Origin of the sequence: Vibrio sp. S9_S30 (genome assembly GCF_014694455.1) — a bacterium.
In the GTDB taxonomy this organism is placed as follows: Bacteria; Pseudomonadota; Gammaproteobacteria; order Enterobacterales; family Vibrionaceae; genus Vibrio.
The window spans coordinates 74,550-91,068 of sequence record NZ_JAAUWT010000006.1 but is presented as its reverse complement, the minus strand read 5'-3'; the positions used below and the strand labels follow the sequence as shown (position 1 = coordinate 91,068).

Sequence of the window (16,519 nt, the reverse complement as noted above, 5' to 3'; positions counted from 1 at the left end):
CTAAGTCAAACGATGACTACCCATCAAACAATTCACCCATAAGGAGTCAACATGATTGTATTTAAAACCCACCCGGCAAAAGAAATCGTTACTCGCTAGCAACCCAATTTTCTTACCAGCGAATCCCTTTCTATTGCCCGGTGTTTCTAAACCGGGGTCTCGCGTCTAACCCGACGCACATCTGCATTATTCTGACCCCAATACTTTTGTATATGGCGCCTTTCTGTGCGCGTTGTCTGGGGAAGACACATGAATTCTCGTTTCACTTTGCCACAACTGGGTTGGCAACCTTACTTTCAACAACAACTGACATTAGAAGATTACGAACACCTTCATATTGCTCGTGTCTCTGCTCATCATCGCTCTCAATATGAACTTTGGAGCGAGCAAGGCAAAATGACCCTTCCTATTACCTCCAAACTGCCAGAGTTAACCGTAGGAGATTGGGTTGTGCTGGATAAAAACGGATGTTTTACGCGACATTTAGAACGTTCTACACTCATTTCACGTAAGGCGGCGGGTAGTCAGCTACAAGAGCAGCATATCGCTGCGAACTTGGATACGTTGCTTATCGTCAGCTCATTGAACGACGACTTTAACCTCAGCCGAGTTGAGCGCTATCTAACCCTAGCAAAAGAGAGCAACATTCAGCCCGTTATTGTCTTAACAAAATCAGACTTATGCCAAAACACCGATGATTTTATTGAGCAGGTGCAAGCGATAGACCCGCTTCTACCTGTGATTAGCATCAATGGATTGAATACCGACAGTGTCGCCCAGATCACACCGTGGTGCAGATCGGGAACAACAACGGGTGTGATTGGCTCTTCTGGTGTGGGTAAGTCCACCCTTATCAATACGTTGACTCAAAGCGAGTTACAAAAAACTGGAGGGATAAGAGAAGATGACGCTAAAGGACGACACACAACCACGTCTCGCTCAATGCACCTAATTCCTCATGGTGGGTTAATTTTAGACACACCCGGAATGCGCGAACTGCAACTCCCTAATTGTTCACAAGGGGTAAGCAGTACATTCTCCGACATCGAAACGCTGGCACTCGAATGTCGGTTTGGAGACTGCCAGCACGAGACTGAACCAGGTTGTGCTGTTCAAAAAGCCATAAGTGAAGGCCACTTAGAAGAGCGACGTTTGAAAAACTATTTCAAGCTTTTACGTGAACAAGCCCGTAACGGGGCAAGCCTCACTAAGCAAAAGCAGAAATACAAATCTCTGACTAAAATGTACCGAAATGTTCAAAGCCATCGAAGACACATTAAGTCATCTGAATGACCGATCAGCCGTCATCTAACTGACGCAAAAAAAGAGTGAACCGCATAGAGATGGTTTCAAATGTCTTCATTGAAGATCGAACCTAGGGTTCGTATTTGAAACTTCTCTTTTTATTCGTTTGGCTCGTAGGGACAGTAAGATCACCCCGAAGCACTGCGATTTTCATCTGGGCGAAGGGTGAGCACCTCAAACCCTGTCTTTGTCACCAATACGGTATGCTCCCACTGAGCGGACAGTTTTTTATCTTTGGTCACCACCGTCCAACCATCCGATTGAAGCAGCGTTCTGTGTGTCCCTTGATTCACCATGGGCTCTATCGTAAACGTCATACCCGCTTCGAGCTTGACTCCAGCCCCTTGTCGCCCGTAATGGAGCACATGCGGTTCTTCGTGCATTTCTTTCCCAATACCATGACCACAGTACTCACGCACGATACTGTACCCATGGGATTCCGCATATTTTTGTATGGCATAGCCCACATCGCCCAGCGTTGCTCCGGGCTTAACGGTATGAATCCCTTGCCACATAGCATCGTAGGTGGCTTGCACCAAATGTCGAGCTTGTGATGACGCTTCTGGCATGACGTACATTTTACTGGAATCGGCAATGTAGCCATTTTTTTCTAACGTGATATCAATGTTGACGATATCGCTGTTTTTGAGAATATCTCGCTCGTCCGGAATGCCGTGGCACACCACATGATTGATCGAGCTGTTCAGCGCGTATTGATAGTCATACTGACCAATGCTCGCTGGGCGGGCTTGCAGTTCTTCAAAAATATACTCTTCCACCCACTCGTTAATATCGAATGTATTCACCCCAGGCTCTATCTTGGTATTCAAGTAGGTGAAGACTTGAGCCAATAACCGACCGGATTCCCTCATCCATTCGATCTCTTGCGCCGATTTGATTGGCACTCTATTCATTGGCTACCCCTTTCTGAGCCAAAGACACACTGTGCATCTGCTCCAAAATCAGCTCTTGAAAAGTTTTGGTGGGATTTAGCTCGGCCAACCGCCCCATTTTTATCCAAAACTCTGCCTGAGCATTGATAGAACGATTCATAACACCGCTGAATTGACGTATCTCTTCATGCAGCTCATCTCCAATCTTCACAATTCCCATAAACATACCATTCGAATACATATAATAGTTAAAACATATACGATATATATATTATGTAAACCTATATAGACCCCAATACAAAGTGATAGGACACAAAAAAGCCCACAGATTCTGCTGCGGGCTCATAAATAAAAACATGATCAGTTTCGAATGAGATAGGGAGCCAGAAAGGCAGATACCTCCTCCCCAAGCAAGCCCACTTCAACCTCAATACCCGCATCCTCAAGGATTTTTATTCCCGCACCACTGTTACGAGTATCGGGATCGAGAATCGCGACATAGACTTTTTCTGGTCGAACCTTCACTAAGGCTTTCGCACAAGAAGGCGTTCTGCCATGGAATGAACAAGGCTCTAGCGTCACATACGCAACCAGACCTTCGTAGCTACCAGTGTAAGCGGCGATGGCTGCGGCTTCAGCATGATGATTGCCCGGTGGTTGAGAAAAGCCCGAACTGACAACCTCACCCTCTTTAACAAACACACACCCAACCGGTGGATTGGGACGGCAACTCGGCAACGCATTTTTTGATAGCTCAAGCGCTTGGCGCATGAAGCTTTCATTCTGTGACTTGTCCATCATAAATGTCGTCCCATCCTGTAATACTCTACTCCAGACTTGTAAAACGCCTCGCCTTCCGCATTCATATCGAATTTGTGGTAAAAGTCCATCGCAGACTGCCGAGCATCGCACCAGAAATACGTGGCTCCGAGTTCTGGTAACCGTTCAAGAATATGTTTAACCAAGGATGAACCATACCCCAAATGACGATGTTCAAGCACGGTCGCGAACTTACGTAACCTCGCTGATTTCGCTTCTATATCAATAAACACCGACGCCACGCAAACGACTTCCCCCTCGACTTCAACCCCATAGTGACGAGCGTCCTCATCACCAGGTACATGGCAAAAACTCTCAGGCATATCGGGCCACAACACCTCGTGCCTAACAGGAATAGTTTGCGTCCAATCTAATTCAACTATTTTCATTGCCATCTCTGTTTCTAAATTTTGTAAAACAAAGATAAACGATGTTTAGAGGGTTTAACAGCCAGAACACCATTAAGAATTCGTTGGCTTCGGGCTCGGATCGGCATTCGCCTTTTTAGGTGTGCTTTTCCAAGATAACGCGATACAAGCAATAACGATGGTCGCCCCACCTAATGCGGTCATCCAATCTGGAATTTCTTGCCAGAAAATCACCCCCCAAAGCACATTAAACACCAACCCAATGTATCGAGTCACCGCAACAACAGCGGCATTTTCGTGAGTAAAGGCTTTGGTTAAGAAAATTTGCCCAATAAGAGAAACGACACCGATCGCTATCAAATATACCCACGCTATTCCTTGAGGAATCACAAATTCATCTTTCATCAAATAAGCCGAAACCAGCATGGCGGTAAATAGGAAATAAAAGACGATTTCGTACGTATGATGCTTCTTGCTTAAGTGACGAATGGTAATCGATGCGCCCGCAGCAAACACGGCGCTGGCCACGCCAGCAAGCGCATAGACATTAAAAGAGTCAAAATGAAACGGGTTCACAACCAACGCCACACCAACCAAAACGGTGGGGAGTAAAATAGCGGCTTTTTTCGGTAATTTCTCGCCCAGTACGACACTCGATAGAAGGATCACAAAGAAGGGAGACAAATACGCCAGTATTGCGGCGTCCGCCAATGGAATATGGGCAATGGTGTACACAAAAGCCAACAAGTAAAATGCCCCGAATAACCCCCGTAGAACCAGTAAAGGGACACCCGTCTTAGAAAACCTGACGTTTGCCTGCCACATTAACCCGAGGATCAAAACCGTACCGATAGCGCTTCGGAAGAAAACAATTTCGGCACTTGGAATGGTTAAGCTTGCTGCTTTAATCAGCGCATTCATTACGCTGAAGATGAATGCTGAAAATATGGCGAGCGCCACACCTTTGTTCATAATGATGTATTTCCTTTAATAACCCAACGCAAGTTTTCCTGCGCCTGACATTCAAGTTGATCCACGACGGCCGATGGCAGTTTGTTATCCTTTAGCCATGATTCAAAAACACCTAAGATCCGCTCTACGGTAGGTAAGCGCAGTTCAGAGTACGTCGCTAATGCTTGAATCCAATAGAGAGTTTGCAGGTCTTCCAACGGAACCCGTGGCAATACCAATTCCCCATTCCTAACCTCACCTTTTGCATAAGGCACCGCAGAAAAATCAAAATATCGACCTTGTTGATCCGGAGTTGAAAACGGATCGATCAAAATCGCCGTATAGCGAATGTAAATTAAGTATTCCTGCTCAATCGGCGAGAGCTCGTTGAACCCATTAATTTGTTCTCGGGAAATGGTTTCTTCGTGGACGGGGTAATTGTCGTCGTTAAGAAATTGGAGCAAATTAATCGGTGTACCCGAGTAATGTGAGATCAAAGTGGATATATCGCGCCAAAGATCGACCAGCGTTTTAATGGCGGTTTGAGTAACGGGCCCTTCAGGAAACAATTTGTACATGAACTTTTTGTCGCCATTTTTGCTGAGAATATGATTCAGCGAAAAAGGGGTAATGAAAAAAGCGGGATGGACGTAAGTGGTGATGTTTCGTCCTTCCACACTGAACGCATTATCTAACTCAACAACGTCAACCCCAACGTTGCCAAGGACACGAGAAAAGGTCGCCGTCGCCTCGCCACCCTTTTGTGTTTCATGCACATACACTCGCTTTTTCGCCGCTTTAGTGATGACTTTTACCCCATCTGTCTGACTGCAAGCAGAGAATTTCGTCGCGGCATAATAATTGGAAAAAACGGTTATGTTCGGTGACAAGCCGTTTGAGTGAAAAAAGCCCTTCACTAATTGGTGCCCACCAAACATGGAAGAAATCAACACCACCTGCGTGACACATTTAAGGGTACGTTCTGGCAATGCCAACAAGGCTTCTTTGTAGGCGTGGGAGGGCGTGGCTAGAATCAGCGTATCCCAATGTTCGGTAACTGCCGGTAAACTTGGAAACACATGATCAAATTTCACTTGCCCTGACAGAGGCTCAAGAGACGGCTTTGCTGCTTCACAAGTCGCCACACCACTTAACTCAAGCAAAGCATAACGTTCATCCCAACGTGCAGACTGCCGGCTCGCGAGTCCCATCGCTTTGCAATATGAGGCGATCAAATTCGCCGTTTGAAACGCAGCCGGCCCCGCTCCGATAATTAATGCTCGCCCTAATTCATATGACATGAGCTATTCCCTTCCCATTAAAACGGTGTCGTAAACCGCCGCTTTATTTTGAATGAGCTCGGTTTGCCATCCGTCCATTAAATATGGGTTAAATGGGTAATTAAAGGCTGACTTCAATCCATTTCCAAATCGCACCATCACTTTATGTGTGCTATTTAAGTACGGCTTTAATTGGCTTAACAGTTCCCATTTATGTTCCACCAATGACGCCACGACAATATGCGTCGGGCGAAAATTCTCAAACTCGGTAACCAAATCTTGGCAGCCAAACGTCGTACTTAAATGAGACGCTTTCAATCGATTTGCCATCTCAACTGCCTGCTCATCAATGTCGACTCCGTGCACCATTGCCCCTGTTAGCTGGGAAATGGTAAAAGCCGAAAGCGGATAAGAACCCGAGCCAACAAAAAGCACCCTTGAGTCGTTCTCTATGCCCGCATTTCTGAGCTCAATATGGGTATTTTCAGACAACTGGCTCAAATAATCGCTCACGCTTAAGCTGTGATTCTGAGCACACATAGATTGATGCTTCTCTAGCATACATAAGGCTTTCACCGCCGTTTCTCGCAGCTTTTTTAGCTGCCTGTCGTATTCCGGGTTGAACCCCAACTCATTGCTGATGGCTTGTTGTTCTTCCTGCAATATCCAGGCACAAAGCTCATCCAATTTTACTTGAAGTAACGTAAAACAGTCGCAGCTTTCCACGCTGTATTGAGTCAACGTATGTATTTGAGATTCGAACGTAGATATGGTCACTAATAATTGATAGTGCCTGCTAGTCATCGTCATAATAACATCCTTTGAAAGTGTCCTAGTCCACTCAAAGCGGTCGGACGGGAGTAACGTGGGTGTGACCATGAATGCAACAGCCAACATCAACATGAACTTGATAGATTTGGCTGAGTTTTTGGGGTTCTAAAACGCAGTCGGGAGAACCGCTGTGCTGAACTTCCCCATCATTGAGCAATATCAAATGGTCACAATAACGCGCAGCAAGAGATAAATCATGAAGCACGGCTATGGTAATCGTGTTGTTTGCCAGCGTGTACTGGCGTGCGAGATCCAATACCTGAACTTGGTGTTTAAGATCCAATGCACTTGTGGGTTCATCGAGCAAAAGAACCTCAGGCTGTGAGACCAGCGCTTGCGCCAGTGACACCAACTGTTGCTGGCCGCCACTAAGCTGAGAGAACGGACGCGTTGCCAATTCAATCAATCCAAGCTCTCGCAGCATAATTTCCGCTTTTTGTTCCTGCTCTTCTGAAATACGCCAACTCAGTTGGTGCACCAAGCCAAGCAGCACCACTTCTATCACCGTCAACTGGCTCGAGGATTTATTGAGCTGGCATAGGTAAGAAAATGACGTCGATGAGAGAGCCTTGCCATTTTCATTGGTCGTCCGCACCTCCCCTGTGTAAGGGAGTATGCCCATGACGGCCTTCAGTAGCGTAGTTTTACCAGCACCGTTAGGGCCTAGAATCGCAGAGAACTCCCCTCCTTTAAACTGAGCATTGACTCGCTTCAGCACTGGCTTGCGACCAACGTGAAGCGCGAGGTCCTGAATCAATAATTGTTTCATCAACTAAACCTCTTGCTAACCAGCAAATACAATAGGAAAGGAACCCCCACCAGCGACGTCACAATGCCAATAGGAATAATGGTGCCGGGTACGATGAGTTTCGCGACCAAAGAAGAGGTGCACAGCAGTAACGCCCCCATGCAGGTAGCTAGAGGAAGATAGAAACGTTGATCCTCCCCAACCAACATTCGAGCGAGATGTGGGGCAACCAAGCCGATAAACCCAATGGTGCCAACAAACGAAACCGCACCTGCAGTCAGCAAAGAACAAAGCAGAAACATTTGCAATCGCAATTGGCGAGTATTAATCCCCAATGCTTGTGCACGCTCTTCCCCTGAAGACAGTGCCGTTAACGCCCACACTTTTGGTAAGGCCATCACTAAGCCCACCAGCAATATTGCACCAGACACGAAGAATGACAGCCAGCTTGCTTTCAGTAAGCTACCAAACAGCCAGAACACGATTTGCTGTAGCACTTCAGGTGAGGCCAAATACTGAACTAAGGATTGCAATGCTTGGAAGAAAAACAGAACCACGATACCAGCAAGAATCAGCACTTTAGCGTCCATGTTTCGGCTGCGACCAATCGTATAGATTGCCATACTGGCTAAACCAGATGAAACAAATGCGGCAACGGGCACACCGAGCCAATGAAGACCGAAGACAGAAAAACCAGACAACAGTGCCAACGCAGCACCGAATCCGGCGGCGGCTGAGATCCCTAATGTGTAAGGGCTCGCCAAGGGATTGGCGAGTAACGTTTGCATTAGCCCCCCAGCCAAACCGAGAGAGGCACCCACCACAATGCACGTCAGCGTAACGGGCAAGCGAAGCTGCCACACGATCGTTGTTGATAAACTGTCGCCCGACGGTCCACCAACAAGCGCTTCGATCACTTGATCAACGCCCAGCCAAGAAGAGCCAGTACCAATATCAAAAAGAACCGAAATACTCATCGCTATTACCGTTACAAACAGTACTTTCAAACGGCGTTTTTGCAATTGATGATAAATACCTGAGCGTTGCCTAGACACTCCTGAAGGCAATGACGCTTTGATGGCTTCGCTCATGACACTAGCCTTCTACTTTGATCATAAACGTGCCATCCAGTTTCTGCGGCATGTAATTGTCAAAGAAAGATTGGTGAGACTTGACTGGGTCGATGTCTTTAAACGCTTCTGGATAAATAGACTTCGCCAAATACTGCAAGAAAACATGATCGTAAATCGTGCGAGTGCCAGAATGATACATTCCGTATACGTCGCCGTTTTTTACCGCCGTTAATTGTTTCCAACCCGCTCTGTCTAGATAGGGTCGGTAGCGTGATTGAGCCTCTTTCTCTGTCGTTCCAAAGCCAAGCAATGCACTGTCACTGTATTTCGCCCAGTGCGCCCCTGAAACAAAGATAACTTCTGGGTCTTTGCTTAGTACGTATTCTGGCGTTAAGTGAGCCGACCCATTGAATTTGCCGTTTGCAATGTTGTCGGCACCCGCCATGTTCAGGATATTCCCCCACATCGTGTTCGAGTAGGATTTGCCATACTCGTTTGGTCCACCCGTGCCAATTTCAACATACACACGGCGGGGCGAGTTGTTCTCCAAGTATTTTGCCACGCGATTTTGCACGTCTTTAACGGTATTTTCATACTCAGTCGCAATGGCGTCGGCGCGATCTTCTGTTCCCATGACTTTGCCAATCACACGTGCACTGGTCACATGCTTTTCCAGTGTTTGTGCATTGAAGTCGATCACCACAACTTTGATGCCGCTCTTTTCCAGAATGTCTACTTTGTCGCCCAGAGATTGAAACTGCCAAGCAGCGATTAAAGCAACATCGGGTTTGGTGGCGAGCAGCTTTTCAAAATCAAACGTTCCAGTATAAATGGACCCTGAATCGGTGATGGTTTCGAGCTCTGGGATGATCTTGCTGTACGTTTCCCATTGAGAAAGGCGATAGTCCTTCCATGAATGACGAGGAAAAATGGAGACTTTCTTGTAGGCATCCGACCCCGCAATCGCCAAGTAGTCTTCAAAATAAAACCCAAGGAATAGGCTGTCGGCTGGCTTTTCAAGGTGGACATCACGACCCATTACATCTTTAAAGTGAATGTCAGCCACAGCGGCGCTTACGCTACCCATCGCAACCAATAGGACACCCATCGCCTTTGACAGTCTTTTTTTTAACGTACTCTTTTTTAACACGCTAGCCTCTTAATAAACGTCTTTTCATTATTATTCTCTAAAGCGTTGATATCGATTTCGCTTTTACCAATTAAGCTTTCAATGATTAAGCTTTTACTGATCTAATTGTTACCTTATAACATCACAGGCGGGTGGGGAAAATAATAGAATTGAAAACAATTATCAATAGTTAAAGGCAGGTGATTTCACTGTCATTTGTACGATCTATCTCATTTGAATAAGTCACGTAGAGGACACGAGCATGAGGTATTTAGAATGTCAGGCACTTTTATCTACCTGATTGTTAATATTACGTTTTTTACCAAATTTCCCTTCATAAAATGGATTCGATTTTCCCAAAACGACAATCGATTCCGGTGAATTTCTCCGTGGTAGACAACCACAACATGAGGTGTTGCCATGCATCAACCAAAATTCATCCCTGCGAGCAAAGTCTATAATTTACAAAAAGCTGACATTGTCATCCGCTATCGACACACAAAGATAATCTCAGCGTTGAAGAGACTGTGAGCTCGAAAAACGGACAGTAAGTGACTAAAAACACGAGACAGCCTCAGGTGAAAACGAAAGTGGCAAGCTTTTTACCTTGAAACCGAACTTTATGGCGGGCTGTGACTCCAACTTAATCTGAACTTAGGATAAGTCTACACTCTGAATAAGAAACTCAGATGCCACGTGAAACACATACAGAGGCTGAAACACCTATTAACGCGAGTGATATTTTGCGAATAAGTGTGTCTGAAAGGCTCACAACCCTAAGCAAAAACTATGGTCGTAATGAGCATAAAGCATAAGGTTACGCTGGCAATCCACTGAAATGCTGGGCTTAGTTGATCCATAATGACTTCTCCTCGTAGAGTTCATGGTTACCTATTAACAAGCAGTTTCTCAGGCGCGTAGTTTCTCTGATTGTTACTCAAATGGATAATAATTCTTATTTACATATTAGAGTTACTAAGGAGTTACAGCGCTTGACCATTATCAAGTTGGGGACGTATTGATGAAGGAATCCATTATCTCTTTTCTTAGTAAAGAAGAAAGAGAGCAGCTTCTATCTTGTCGAGTGGAAAAAAAATACCCTTCTGGGAAAAACCTGTTTCATCGAGGTGAAGCCGCTACACACATGTATCGTGTAGAAAAAGGGAAAGTGTCGCTGTTTCGGTTGATGCCTAATGGCGACGAAAAGCTGTTCAAAGTCTTTATGTCAGGAGGGTGGATTGCGGAAATGGCCATATTCATGGAGCCAAGAACTTACCCAATGAGCGCTCGTTTAGATCAGGATTCAACCCTATCCCAATTTCACTACTCCGACGTTTCCCGAATCTTTACCAGTACACCGGAAATTTCCATTCGAACCATGCAATTCATGGGAAACCGGATACACCAACTCATGAATACGGTGGATATTCTGACCCAAGTCAGGGCACCTCAACGATTAGTCATGAAATTGGCAGAAGTCTATTGTCAAGAAGCCGAAAAACACGATGGAAAAATCCCACTTCCAGCCTCTAAAAAGCTGATGGCAACTCAATTGGGGATGACACCAGAAACGTTATCTAGAACATTAACCAAACTCAAAGAAAGTGGGTTAATTAAAGAAACGGGTCACTGGATTGAAATTAATAGCATTCCAGATCTGTGCAGAGAGGTTGATTTATCGCCGGATATTTTCGAGCTCTAGATCCATCACTCGTCGTTGGTATCTAGTCGGTAGACATCGTCATCATTAAAAAACCACAAAACGCCGCGTTGTTAGGGGAAAGATCTGGGCTAACGTGTTTGCGCATTTCTAAAATCTGCGTGCGATACTCTTGGTAAAACGCCCATGTAGGTGCCGGTTTGTATTCAAGGTTCTTCAGTTCAAAAAACGCAATCACCCCTTTGGCGGTTGTCGGTTTAACGAAAACCTCGTCCAGCGGCGCATAATAATTCGGGAGAATGGTCACAAGAGACCACTTAGCCAATTTAGCGGGTCTCAACAAATCCAACATGGTGTTGAATCCGTACTCTTGGTCGCCGTGCAGCATATCTTTTAAAGAGTAGGCTAACCCTTCCCTTTCTTGATGCGTCATACTTCTTACGTAATCACGAAACTTAGGCTTCTCAAACATCGACACCATGGATGACCGACTGACCAGTTTCGTCATCATTTCTGCCGTACCTTGTGCATCAGTGAATTTTTCCTCACTGAACACCTCTTGTGCTTGAGCGATCATTTGCGCCATCTTATGCTTTTTGCCGAGCTCCATCATTTCAGGGCTATTAAATCCGCCCGGAAATCGAATTAAGAAATCTTCTTCAGCCGCTTTCAACCTATGAATGTTCATACATCATCTTTGCTTAACTTCTTCCACGTTGGTTTGCTGATCATTTTTGACCGTCAATGACCCATAGAACTCAATGACTAATAGCACTTAATAACTGATAGCACTCAATAACTGATAGAGCTCAATAACTGATAGAGCTCAATAACTGATAGAGCTCAATGACTAATAGAACTCAATTACCAATAGTTTTCAAAACTAAAATGCCCAGGCTTACGGCGCAGGTGCTTATCAAAACCCAGTTGTTTCAGGGTTTCTTGCGTATCTTTAACCATCGCTGGGTTACCACACAGATAGAAGAAGCTCTTGCTAGAGTCCAAATTCAACCCCGTTATTTCCAGCAGCTCACCATTGAAAAGTAATTCAGGAATGCGGCCTTTGAGGGCATTTGGATTCTCTTCTCGCGACACCACAGGCACATATTGGAATTTGGATTGGTATCTTTCTTGATACGAGGTGATTTTTTCTTGATAGATGAGTTCTTGTGATGTTCGTACTGCATGCACCAGCACGACTTTCTCGAATTTTTCGAACGATTCATGCTCCTCCAGCATGGCTAAAAATGGCCCTACCGCTGTTCCTGTAGAAAGAAACCATAGCTCCTTAGCGTAATCGGGAATTTCATCCAAAACCATAAATCCAGAGGGCTGTGTACCAACGTAAACAAAATCACCCACTTGCAGTTGGTGCAGTTTAGGAGAAAGTTGACCATCAGAATCTGAAATGATCAGAAACTCCAAAAAGTCTGGGCCCAGTGGTTGATTCGGGGAGTTGACCATTGAATACGCTCTACGCACCCAATCATCCTCATTGACCTTTAAACCCAGCTTGGTAAATTGACCTGCGGTATACGGCGCAATTTTCGCGTTCACTTGAATGGTAAACACGTTCTCCGTCCAATCGATGCGTTGAGTGACCTCACCTTCGGTTAACCCGTGCGGAACATCTTGCATTCACACCTCCCAATATGGTGTTTATTTATACATTAGATTTACCTTTACCTCCTGTAAAACGCAAGTCAGTTTTTTATTTCACTTCTGTCAAGATCTCTATATTAACTAATGATAGTCAATATTATGGCGATCGTGATACGTAGAAGGTCTATATTGTTGATCCTCATACTTTGAATATTGAGTGAGTTTTATGCCCTTGTTACCCTCCAGAGTGCTTCTGGTAAACCGCATCGGTAGACTGCTTCAATGCATCCAATGCACGAAAGAGATCCCGGTATTGAGAGCCCGTTAATCCATCCAGAATTTCCGATTCCCATTGCAGGACTCTTGGGATGATCTTTTCGTACAACTGACGCCCCTCCTCGGTCAATTGGATGTGCGTTGCCCTTTGATCACTCTCGGTTTTCTCTCTCTGAATCAACCCTCTTTCTTCCAATTTAGAAAGCGTTCGCGATACCTTTACTTTGTCTAAATTGGTGACATCAGATAAATCACGGGCAATCACGTCTTTACGTGCACCAAGGTTGGCAATAATCCGCCATTCTGGGCGGGTGATACCAAACTCCCTTTGGTACAACTCAGCCAAACTGTCTGCGACCTGCTCGGCCGTTCTAACCAGCTTGTATGGAAGAAAATCTTCCAGTGAAAACGTAAATTGCTCCATGTTCTTTGTTACCTTTACCTGCTTTAAATTGTGCTCACTTGGATCGGATGTTCTACACCACTATCCACCACCATACAACCAATTGGGCAGCGCGAGAGACAAAGCGGGAATCAGCGCGATAAGCACTAACCTCAGCATGTCTGCCGTCCAAAACGGTACAATACCGCGAAAGATGGTTTTGGTCTTAATGTCCTTCATCACGCCAGATAATACAAACACATTCATTCCTACAGGAGGGGTGATCAAGCTGATTTCTGTGACCACCACCACCAGAATGCCAAACCACACTAAATCAAAGCCTAAACTTTGTACTAATGGGAAGAAAATGGGCACCGTCAGTAAGAGCATCGACATGCTTTCAAAAATGCAGCCCAGCAGAATGTAGATCAGTAAAATCACGGTCATCACCATAAATGGCGTCATATCCATACTGGTGACAAAAGACAACAGCGCGTCCGTAAATCCGGCACGATTGATGAAGTTAGAAAATATCAACGCAGAGATCACCACACTGAACAGAACCGCCGTGGTTTTCGCCGAATCCAACAACACTTCATGCAGTACGTTAACCGTGAGCTGCTTCTTCAAACCCGCAATGGCTAATGCACCTGCGGCACCAATCCCAGCCGCTTCGGTTGGCGTAAAAATACCTGCGTAAATCCCCCCCATCACCAGCACAAACAATGCGATGGTCGAAACGACGCCCTTCAAGGCTTTCCATCGCTCTTTCCACGGCATTTTTTCCATAGGAGGCGCAGAGTTCGGATTGCGGAAAACCGCCCATCTCACAGCAGCAAGATACAGCACAACCCCCAGTAACCCCGGAATCAGACCGGCAGCAAACAGCTCTCGGATACTGGTTTCGGTCAGAAGCCCATACACTACCAGCATCACGCTTGGCGGGATAAGGATGCCAAGGGTACCGCCAGCCGCAATAGAGGCTGCCGCTAGGCTGTCTTGGTAGCCATATTTACGCATCGGAGGCATCGCCACTTTCGACATCGTGGCAGCCGTCGCAAGGCTTGAACCACAAATGGCAGAAAACCCGCCACACGCTAAAATGGTCGCCATCGACAGACCGCCTTTGCGGTGCCCGACAAACGCATTGCTGGCCGCATACAATTCCTGTGATAGACCCGCACGGTTGACCAAATTACCCATTAAGACAAACAGCGGGATCACCGACAAGCTATAGTCTTGCCCCGTATCAATGATTCTTCGCGCTGCCATGGATAGCGTGGCAACCCAGTTGTAGTCGACAAGGGCGCCAAACCCGATGAATCCGACGATGCCCATGGCATACGCCAGCGGTATTCTAAGCAGCACGAGCACAAGCAACGCCGCAAAACCAATCAAAGTCACCGTCATGATTGCTCTGCCTCCGCTTTACTGCTGGACATGGGCCCCTTTTTGGCAAGATACAAAACCGCTAATAACAGCATCATCACCATGGAAAGCCAGCCCGTCGCCGAGATGAAGTACATCACGTAGCCTAGAGGGATCGCCAAAATATCGGTTTCTTCTTCATAGGATAACGATCGCGTTCCGAGCCCCCACACTTTCCAAGCAACCAACCCAAGTGCAAACGCGCAACCTAAACTGATCACAAATTGACGCAAGTTCACCATGGCTTTTGGAAACCAATCATCCAGCAGGTCGACACAAATATGTTCTTCATTCCATGTAATCAAAGGAAACGCGGCAAACACCACCATGGCAAGCGTGATCTCCACCAGCTCGACACCACCGGGTAACGGGGCATTAAGGAAGTAACGCCCAACCACATCAACCACCGTGATCACCAACATCAGCAGCAACGCCACCGATGCCAGTACCTCCAAACACCGACGCATACCGCCCGCGACATTGAAGATCGGGTTCATTACTCTGCCCCTAACGCTTTCACTTGATCGCGATAGAAAGCCAGTGCACCTTCAGGATCGGCGATTCGGCGTTCTTTGGCTTTCTGCAACCACGATTTTTCCAACCCTTGAGCATAAACTTTTGCTTGTTCGACCATCGCTGGGGAGGCGTCTTGTATGTTGCCATTTTTTGCCAGTGTTTCCTCTACACCTGCCTTATCGGCTTGATCCATCATTTGACCAAACAAGCGGGATAACTTCTCACCCGATACCGACAAAACGGCTCGACGATCTTCATCCGACAATCCGTCCAACGTGTCGGGATTCATTAGAATGCTAAAACTGCCTCGATACAGCCCTCCAGGAAAGGTCATAACATTGGGTGCCACTTCATTGAGGCGAAAGCTCTTCAACGTTTCAAGGGTAAAAAAGGCACCATCCACCACCCCCTGCGATAAGGCTTCATACACCTTGTTTGGCGGCAGCGCCACAGGGGCAACCCCCATGTTTTTGCCAATCGTCGACATCACATCGCCGGCAATGCGCATTTTTTTGCCTTTTAAATCCTCAAACGAGTCCACTTTTTTGCGAGTAATGATCGCACCTGGGCCATGCACCCCAACGCCAAGTACCACCAACCCTTTATGTTCTTTCCCTTTCTTTAGGTATTTGTCGAAGACTCGCCAGTAAGCGATTGACGCGTTTTCAGAGGACAAAGTGTTATCAAAGGTCGGAATTTCAGGCAATTTGGTCAGTTCAAATCGACCCGGTTTAAATCCGTGGAAAAACCACGTTACATCACCGATGCCATCTGCAACGAGATCGGCTTGCGCAGGTGGTGGCCCCATGTTGTATTCCACTTTGACTTTGACCCGTCCATTCGTTGCTTCGTTCACCCACTGGCCCCAAATCGGCCAAACGACCTGATTGATGCCATGATTTGGGGATGCCCACGAACTAATAATAAGTGTTTTTTCGGCAGCCACTTTTTTAGCAGCCATTAAAGGAGCACTCACACATAACATTGCCAGTGCGCCGGTAACCCAGTTTAACTTCCTCATGTCGAACTCCATTTGGTTTCTTTTGTAATTGTATTTTTGCGCTGGTCATTCCTTTACTTACGAAGAAAACCATTCGGTTAAATCGTAGCCAGCTATGGAAATAAATCACACAGAAGTATCAAATGCAACAAAAAAGTAGCAAATATGAGAATCAATTGTTGCATTGAAAGCGAATTAATGGCTAACATATCTTCAATTTAGTTTCATTTGTAACTACATTGAATTATAAAACTCACT

At 46.0% G+C, this 16,519-nt stretch carries 18 protein-coding genes; 2 read left to right on the top strand and 16 right to left on the bottom strand.

Annotated features, from left to right (window positions below; translation table 11 throughout):
* Nucleotides 1–249 precede the first annotated feature (249 nt).
* Nucleotides 250–1,293, top strand: coding sequence for a ribosome small subunit-dependent GTPase A (gene rsgA, locus HC752_RS08950; RefSeq protein ID WP_190334799.1), 1,044 nt, complete (start codon nucleotides 250–252; stop codon nucleotides 1,291–1,293).
* 140 nt (nucleotides 1,294–1,433) lie between these two features.
* Here rsgA and map read toward each other — a convergent pair whose 3' ends face one another.
* From map to HC752_RS08900, 10 genes are all read right to left on the bottom strand, one after another.
* Entirely contained in the window at nucleotides 1,434–2,219 is a 786-nt protein-coding gene (gene map, locus HC752_RS08945) for a type I methionyl aminopeptidase (protein ID WP_190334798.1), read from the bottom strand.
* The gene (locus tag HC752_RS08940; protein WP_190334797.1) at nucleotides 2,212–2,418 is read right to left on the bottom strand and encodes a ParD-like family protein; all 207 of its coding nucleotides are present in this window, start codon (nucleotides 2,416–2,418) and stop codon (nucleotides 2,212–2,214) included. The genes map and HC752_RS08940 overlap by 8 nt, the downstream gene beginning before the upstream one ends.
* 140 nt (nucleotides 2,419–2,558) lie before the next feature.
* Nucleotides 2,559–2,999 carry a bifunctional diaminohydroxyphosphoribosylaminopyrimidine deaminase/5-amino-6-(5-phosphoribosylamino)uracil reductase RibD gene (locus HC752_RS08935; protein WP_190334796.1) on the bottom strand — a complete coding sequence of 147 codons (441 nt, stop codon included), beginning with the start codon at nucleotides 2,997–2,999 and terminating at the stop codon, nucleotides 2,559–2,561.
* Nucleotides 2,996–3,406, bottom strand: coding sequence for a GNAT family N-acetyltransferase (locus HC752_RS08930; RefSeq protein ID WP_190334795.1), 411 nt, complete (start codon nucleotides 3,404–3,406; stop codon nucleotides 2,996–2,998). The genes HC752_RS08935 and HC752_RS08930 overlap by 4 nt, the downstream gene beginning before the upstream one ends.
* 72 nt (nucleotides 3,407–3,478) lie before the next feature.
* A complete protein-coding gene (locus HC752_RS08925; RefSeq protein ID WP_190334794.1) occupies nucleotides 3,479–4,357 on the bottom strand; it encodes a DMT family transporter in 879 nt (292 codons plus the stop codon).
* Nucleotides 4,354–5,637, bottom strand: a complete 1,284-nt coding sequence (locus HC752_RS08920; RefSeq protein ID WP_190334793.1) for an opine metallophore biosynthesis dehydrogenase — start codon at nucleotides 5,635–5,637, stop codon at nucleotides 4,354–4,356. Before HC752_RS08920 ends, HC752_RS08925 begins: the two co-directional genes overlap by 4 nt.
* 3 nt (nucleotides 5,638–5,640) lie before the next feature.
* Nucleotides 5,641–6,426, bottom strand: a complete 786-nt coding sequence (locus HC752_RS08915; RefSeq protein ID WP_190334792.1) for a nicotianamine synthase family protein — start codon at nucleotides 6,424–6,426, stop codon at nucleotides 5,641–5,643.
* A 31-nt stretch (nucleotides 6,427–6,457) separates the two neighbouring features.
* Nucleotides 6,458–7,216 carry an ABC transporter ATP-binding protein gene (locus tag HC752_RS08910; RefSeq protein WP_190334791.1) on the bottom strand — a complete coding sequence of 253 codons (759 nt, stop codon included), beginning with the start codon at nucleotides 7,214–7,216 and terminating at the stop codon, nucleotides 6,458–6,460.
* On the bottom strand, nucleotides 7,216–8,286 hold the full coding sequence (locus HC752_RS08905; protein WP_190334790.1) for a FecCD family ABC transporter permease: 1,071 nt from the start codon (nucleotides 8,284–8,286) through the stop codon (nucleotides 7,216–7,218). The genes HC752_RS08910 and HC752_RS08905 overlap by 1 nt, the downstream gene beginning before the upstream one ends.
* Before the next feature lie 4 nt (nucleotides 8,287–8,290).
* The gene (locus HC752_RS08900; RefSeq protein WP_190334959.1) at nucleotides 8,291–9,376 is read right to left on the bottom strand and encodes an ABC transporter substrate-binding protein; all 1,086 of its coding nucleotides are present in this window, start codon (nucleotides 9,374–9,376) and stop codon (nucleotides 8,291–8,293) included.
* A gap of 1,042 nt (nucleotides 9,377–10,418) precedes the next feature.
* On the opposite strand from HC752_RS08900, the gene HC752_RS08895 reads away from it, so the two are divergent.
* Nucleotides 10,419–11,099 carry a Crp/Fnr family transcriptional regulator gene (locus HC752_RS08895; RefSeq protein WP_190334789.1) on the top strand — a complete coding sequence of 227 codons (681 nt, stop codon included), beginning with the start codon at nucleotides 10,419–10,421 and terminating at the stop codon, nucleotides 11,097–11,099.
* A 22-nt stretch (nucleotides 11,100–11,121) separates the two neighbouring features.
* On the opposite strand, the gene HC752_RS08890 is transcribed toward HC752_RS08895, so the two are convergent.
* From HC752_RS08890 to HC752_RS08865, 6 genes are all read right to left on the bottom strand, one after another.
* Nucleotides 11,122–11,745: a hypothetical protein gene (locus tag HC752_RS08890; protein WP_190334788.1), complete on the bottom strand. Its 624-nt coding sequence runs from the start codon at nucleotides 11,743–11,745 to the stop codon at nucleotides 11,122–11,124.
* Nucleotides 11,746–11,921: 176 nt separating this feature from the next.
* Nucleotides 11,922–12,695 carry a ferredoxin--NADP reductase gene (locus HC752_RS08885; protein ID WP_190334787.1) on the bottom strand — a complete coding sequence of 258 codons (774 nt, stop codon included), beginning with the start codon at nucleotides 12,693–12,695 and terminating at the stop codon, nucleotides 11,922–11,924.
* A gap of 199 nt (nucleotides 12,696–12,894) precedes the next feature.
* Nucleotides 12,895–13,359 carry a MarR family winged helix-turn-helix transcriptional regulator gene (locus HC752_RS08880; protein WP_190334786.1) on the bottom strand — a complete coding sequence of 155 codons (465 nt, stop codon included), beginning with the start codon at nucleotides 13,357–13,359 and terminating at the stop codon, nucleotides 12,895–12,897.
* A 60-nt stretch (nucleotides 13,360–13,419) separates the two neighbouring features.
* Entirely contained in the window at nucleotides 13,420–14,727 is a 1,308-nt protein-coding gene (locus tag HC752_RS08875; protein ID WP_190334785.1) for a TRAP transporter large permease, read from the bottom strand.
* On the bottom strand, nucleotides 14,724–15,242 hold the full coding sequence (locus tag HC752_RS08870) for a TRAP transporter small permease (protein WP_190334784.1): 519 nt from the start codon (nucleotides 15,240–15,242) through the stop codon (nucleotides 14,724–14,726). Before HC752_RS08870 ends, HC752_RS08875 begins: the two co-directional genes overlap by 4 nt.
* Entirely contained in the window at nucleotides 15,242–16,282 is a 1,041-nt protein-coding gene (locus HC752_RS08865) for a TRAP transporter substrate-binding protein (RefSeq protein WP_190334783.1), read from the bottom strand. The genes HC752_RS08870 and HC752_RS08865 overlap by 1 nt, the downstream gene beginning before the upstream one ends.
* Nucleotides 16,283–16,519 lie beyond the last annotated feature (237 nt).

Bases quoted from the DNA above. Each gene is read 5' to 3' on its own strand.
- HC752_RS08890 (WP_190334788.1), bottom strand. From the start codon at position 11,745: ATGAACATTCATAGGTTGAAAGCGGCTGAAGAAGATTTCTTAATTCGA.
- HC752_RS08915 (WP_190334792.1), bottom strand. From the start codon at position 6,426: ATGACGATGACTAGCAGGCACTATCAATTATTAGTGACCATATCTACG.
- HC752_RS08875 (WP_190334785.1), bottom strand. From the start codon at position 14,727: ATGACGGTGACTTTGATTGGTTTTGCGGCGTTGCTTGTGCTCGTGCTG.
- rsgA (WP_190334799.1), top strand. From the start codon at position 250: ATGAATTCTCGTTTCACTTTGCCACAACTGGGTTGGCAACCTTACTTT.
- HC752_RS08865 (WP_190334783.1), bottom strand. From the start codon at position 16,282: ATGAGGAAGTTAAACTGGGTTACCGGCGCACTGGCAATGTTATGTGTG.
- HC752_RS08910 (WP_190334791.1), bottom strand. From the start codon at position 7,216: ATGAAACAATTATTGATTCAGGACCTCGCGCTTCACGTTGGTCGCAAG.
- HC752_RS08935 (WP_190334796.1), bottom strand. From the start codon at position 2,999: ATGATGGACAAGTCACAGAATGAAAGCTTCATGCGCCAAGCGCTTGAG.
- HC752_RS08930 (WP_190334795.1), bottom strand. From the start codon at position 3,406: ATGAAAATAGTTGAATTAGATTGGACGCAAACTATTCCTGTTAGGCAC.
- HC752_RS08920 (WP_190334793.1), bottom strand. From the start codon at position 5,637: ATGTCATATGAATTAGGGCGAGCATTAATTATCGGAGCGGGGCCGGCT.
- HC752_RS08880 (WP_190334786.1), bottom strand. From the start codon at position 13,359: ATGGAGCAATTTACGTTTTCACTGGAAGATTTTCTTCCATACAAGCTG.
- HC752_RS08885 (WP_190334787.1), bottom strand. From the start codon at position 12,695: ATGCAAGATGTTCCGCACGGGTTAACCGAAGGTGAGGTCACTCAACGC.
- HC752_RS08900 (WP_190334959.1), bottom strand. From the start codon at position 9,376: ATGGGTGTCCTATTGGTTGCGATGGGTAGCGTAAGCGCCGCTGTGGCT.
- HC752_RS08895 (WP_190334789.1), top strand. From the start codon at position 10,419: ATGAAGGAATCCATTATCTCTTTTCTTAGTAAAGAAGAAAGAGAGCAG.
- HC752_RS08940 (WP_190334797.1), bottom strand. From the start codon at position 2,418: ATGGGAATTGTGAAGATTGGAGATGAGCTGCATGAAGAGATACGTCAA.
- HC752_RS08870 (WP_190334784.1), bottom strand. From the start codon at position 15,242: ATGAACCCGATCTTCAATGTCGCGGGCGGTATGCGTCGGTGTTTGGAG.
- map (WP_190334798.1), bottom strand. From the start codon at position 2,219: ATGAATAGAGTGCCAATCAAATCGGCGCAAGAGATCGAATGGATGAGG.
- HC752_RS08925 (WP_190334794.1), bottom strand. From the start codon at position 4,357: ATGAACAAAGGTGTGGCGCTCGCCATATTTTCAGCATTCATCTTCAGC.
- HC752_RS08905 (WP_190334790.1), bottom strand. From the start codon at position 8,286: ATGAGCGAAGCCATCAAAGCGTCATTGCCTTCAGGAGTGTCTAGGCAA.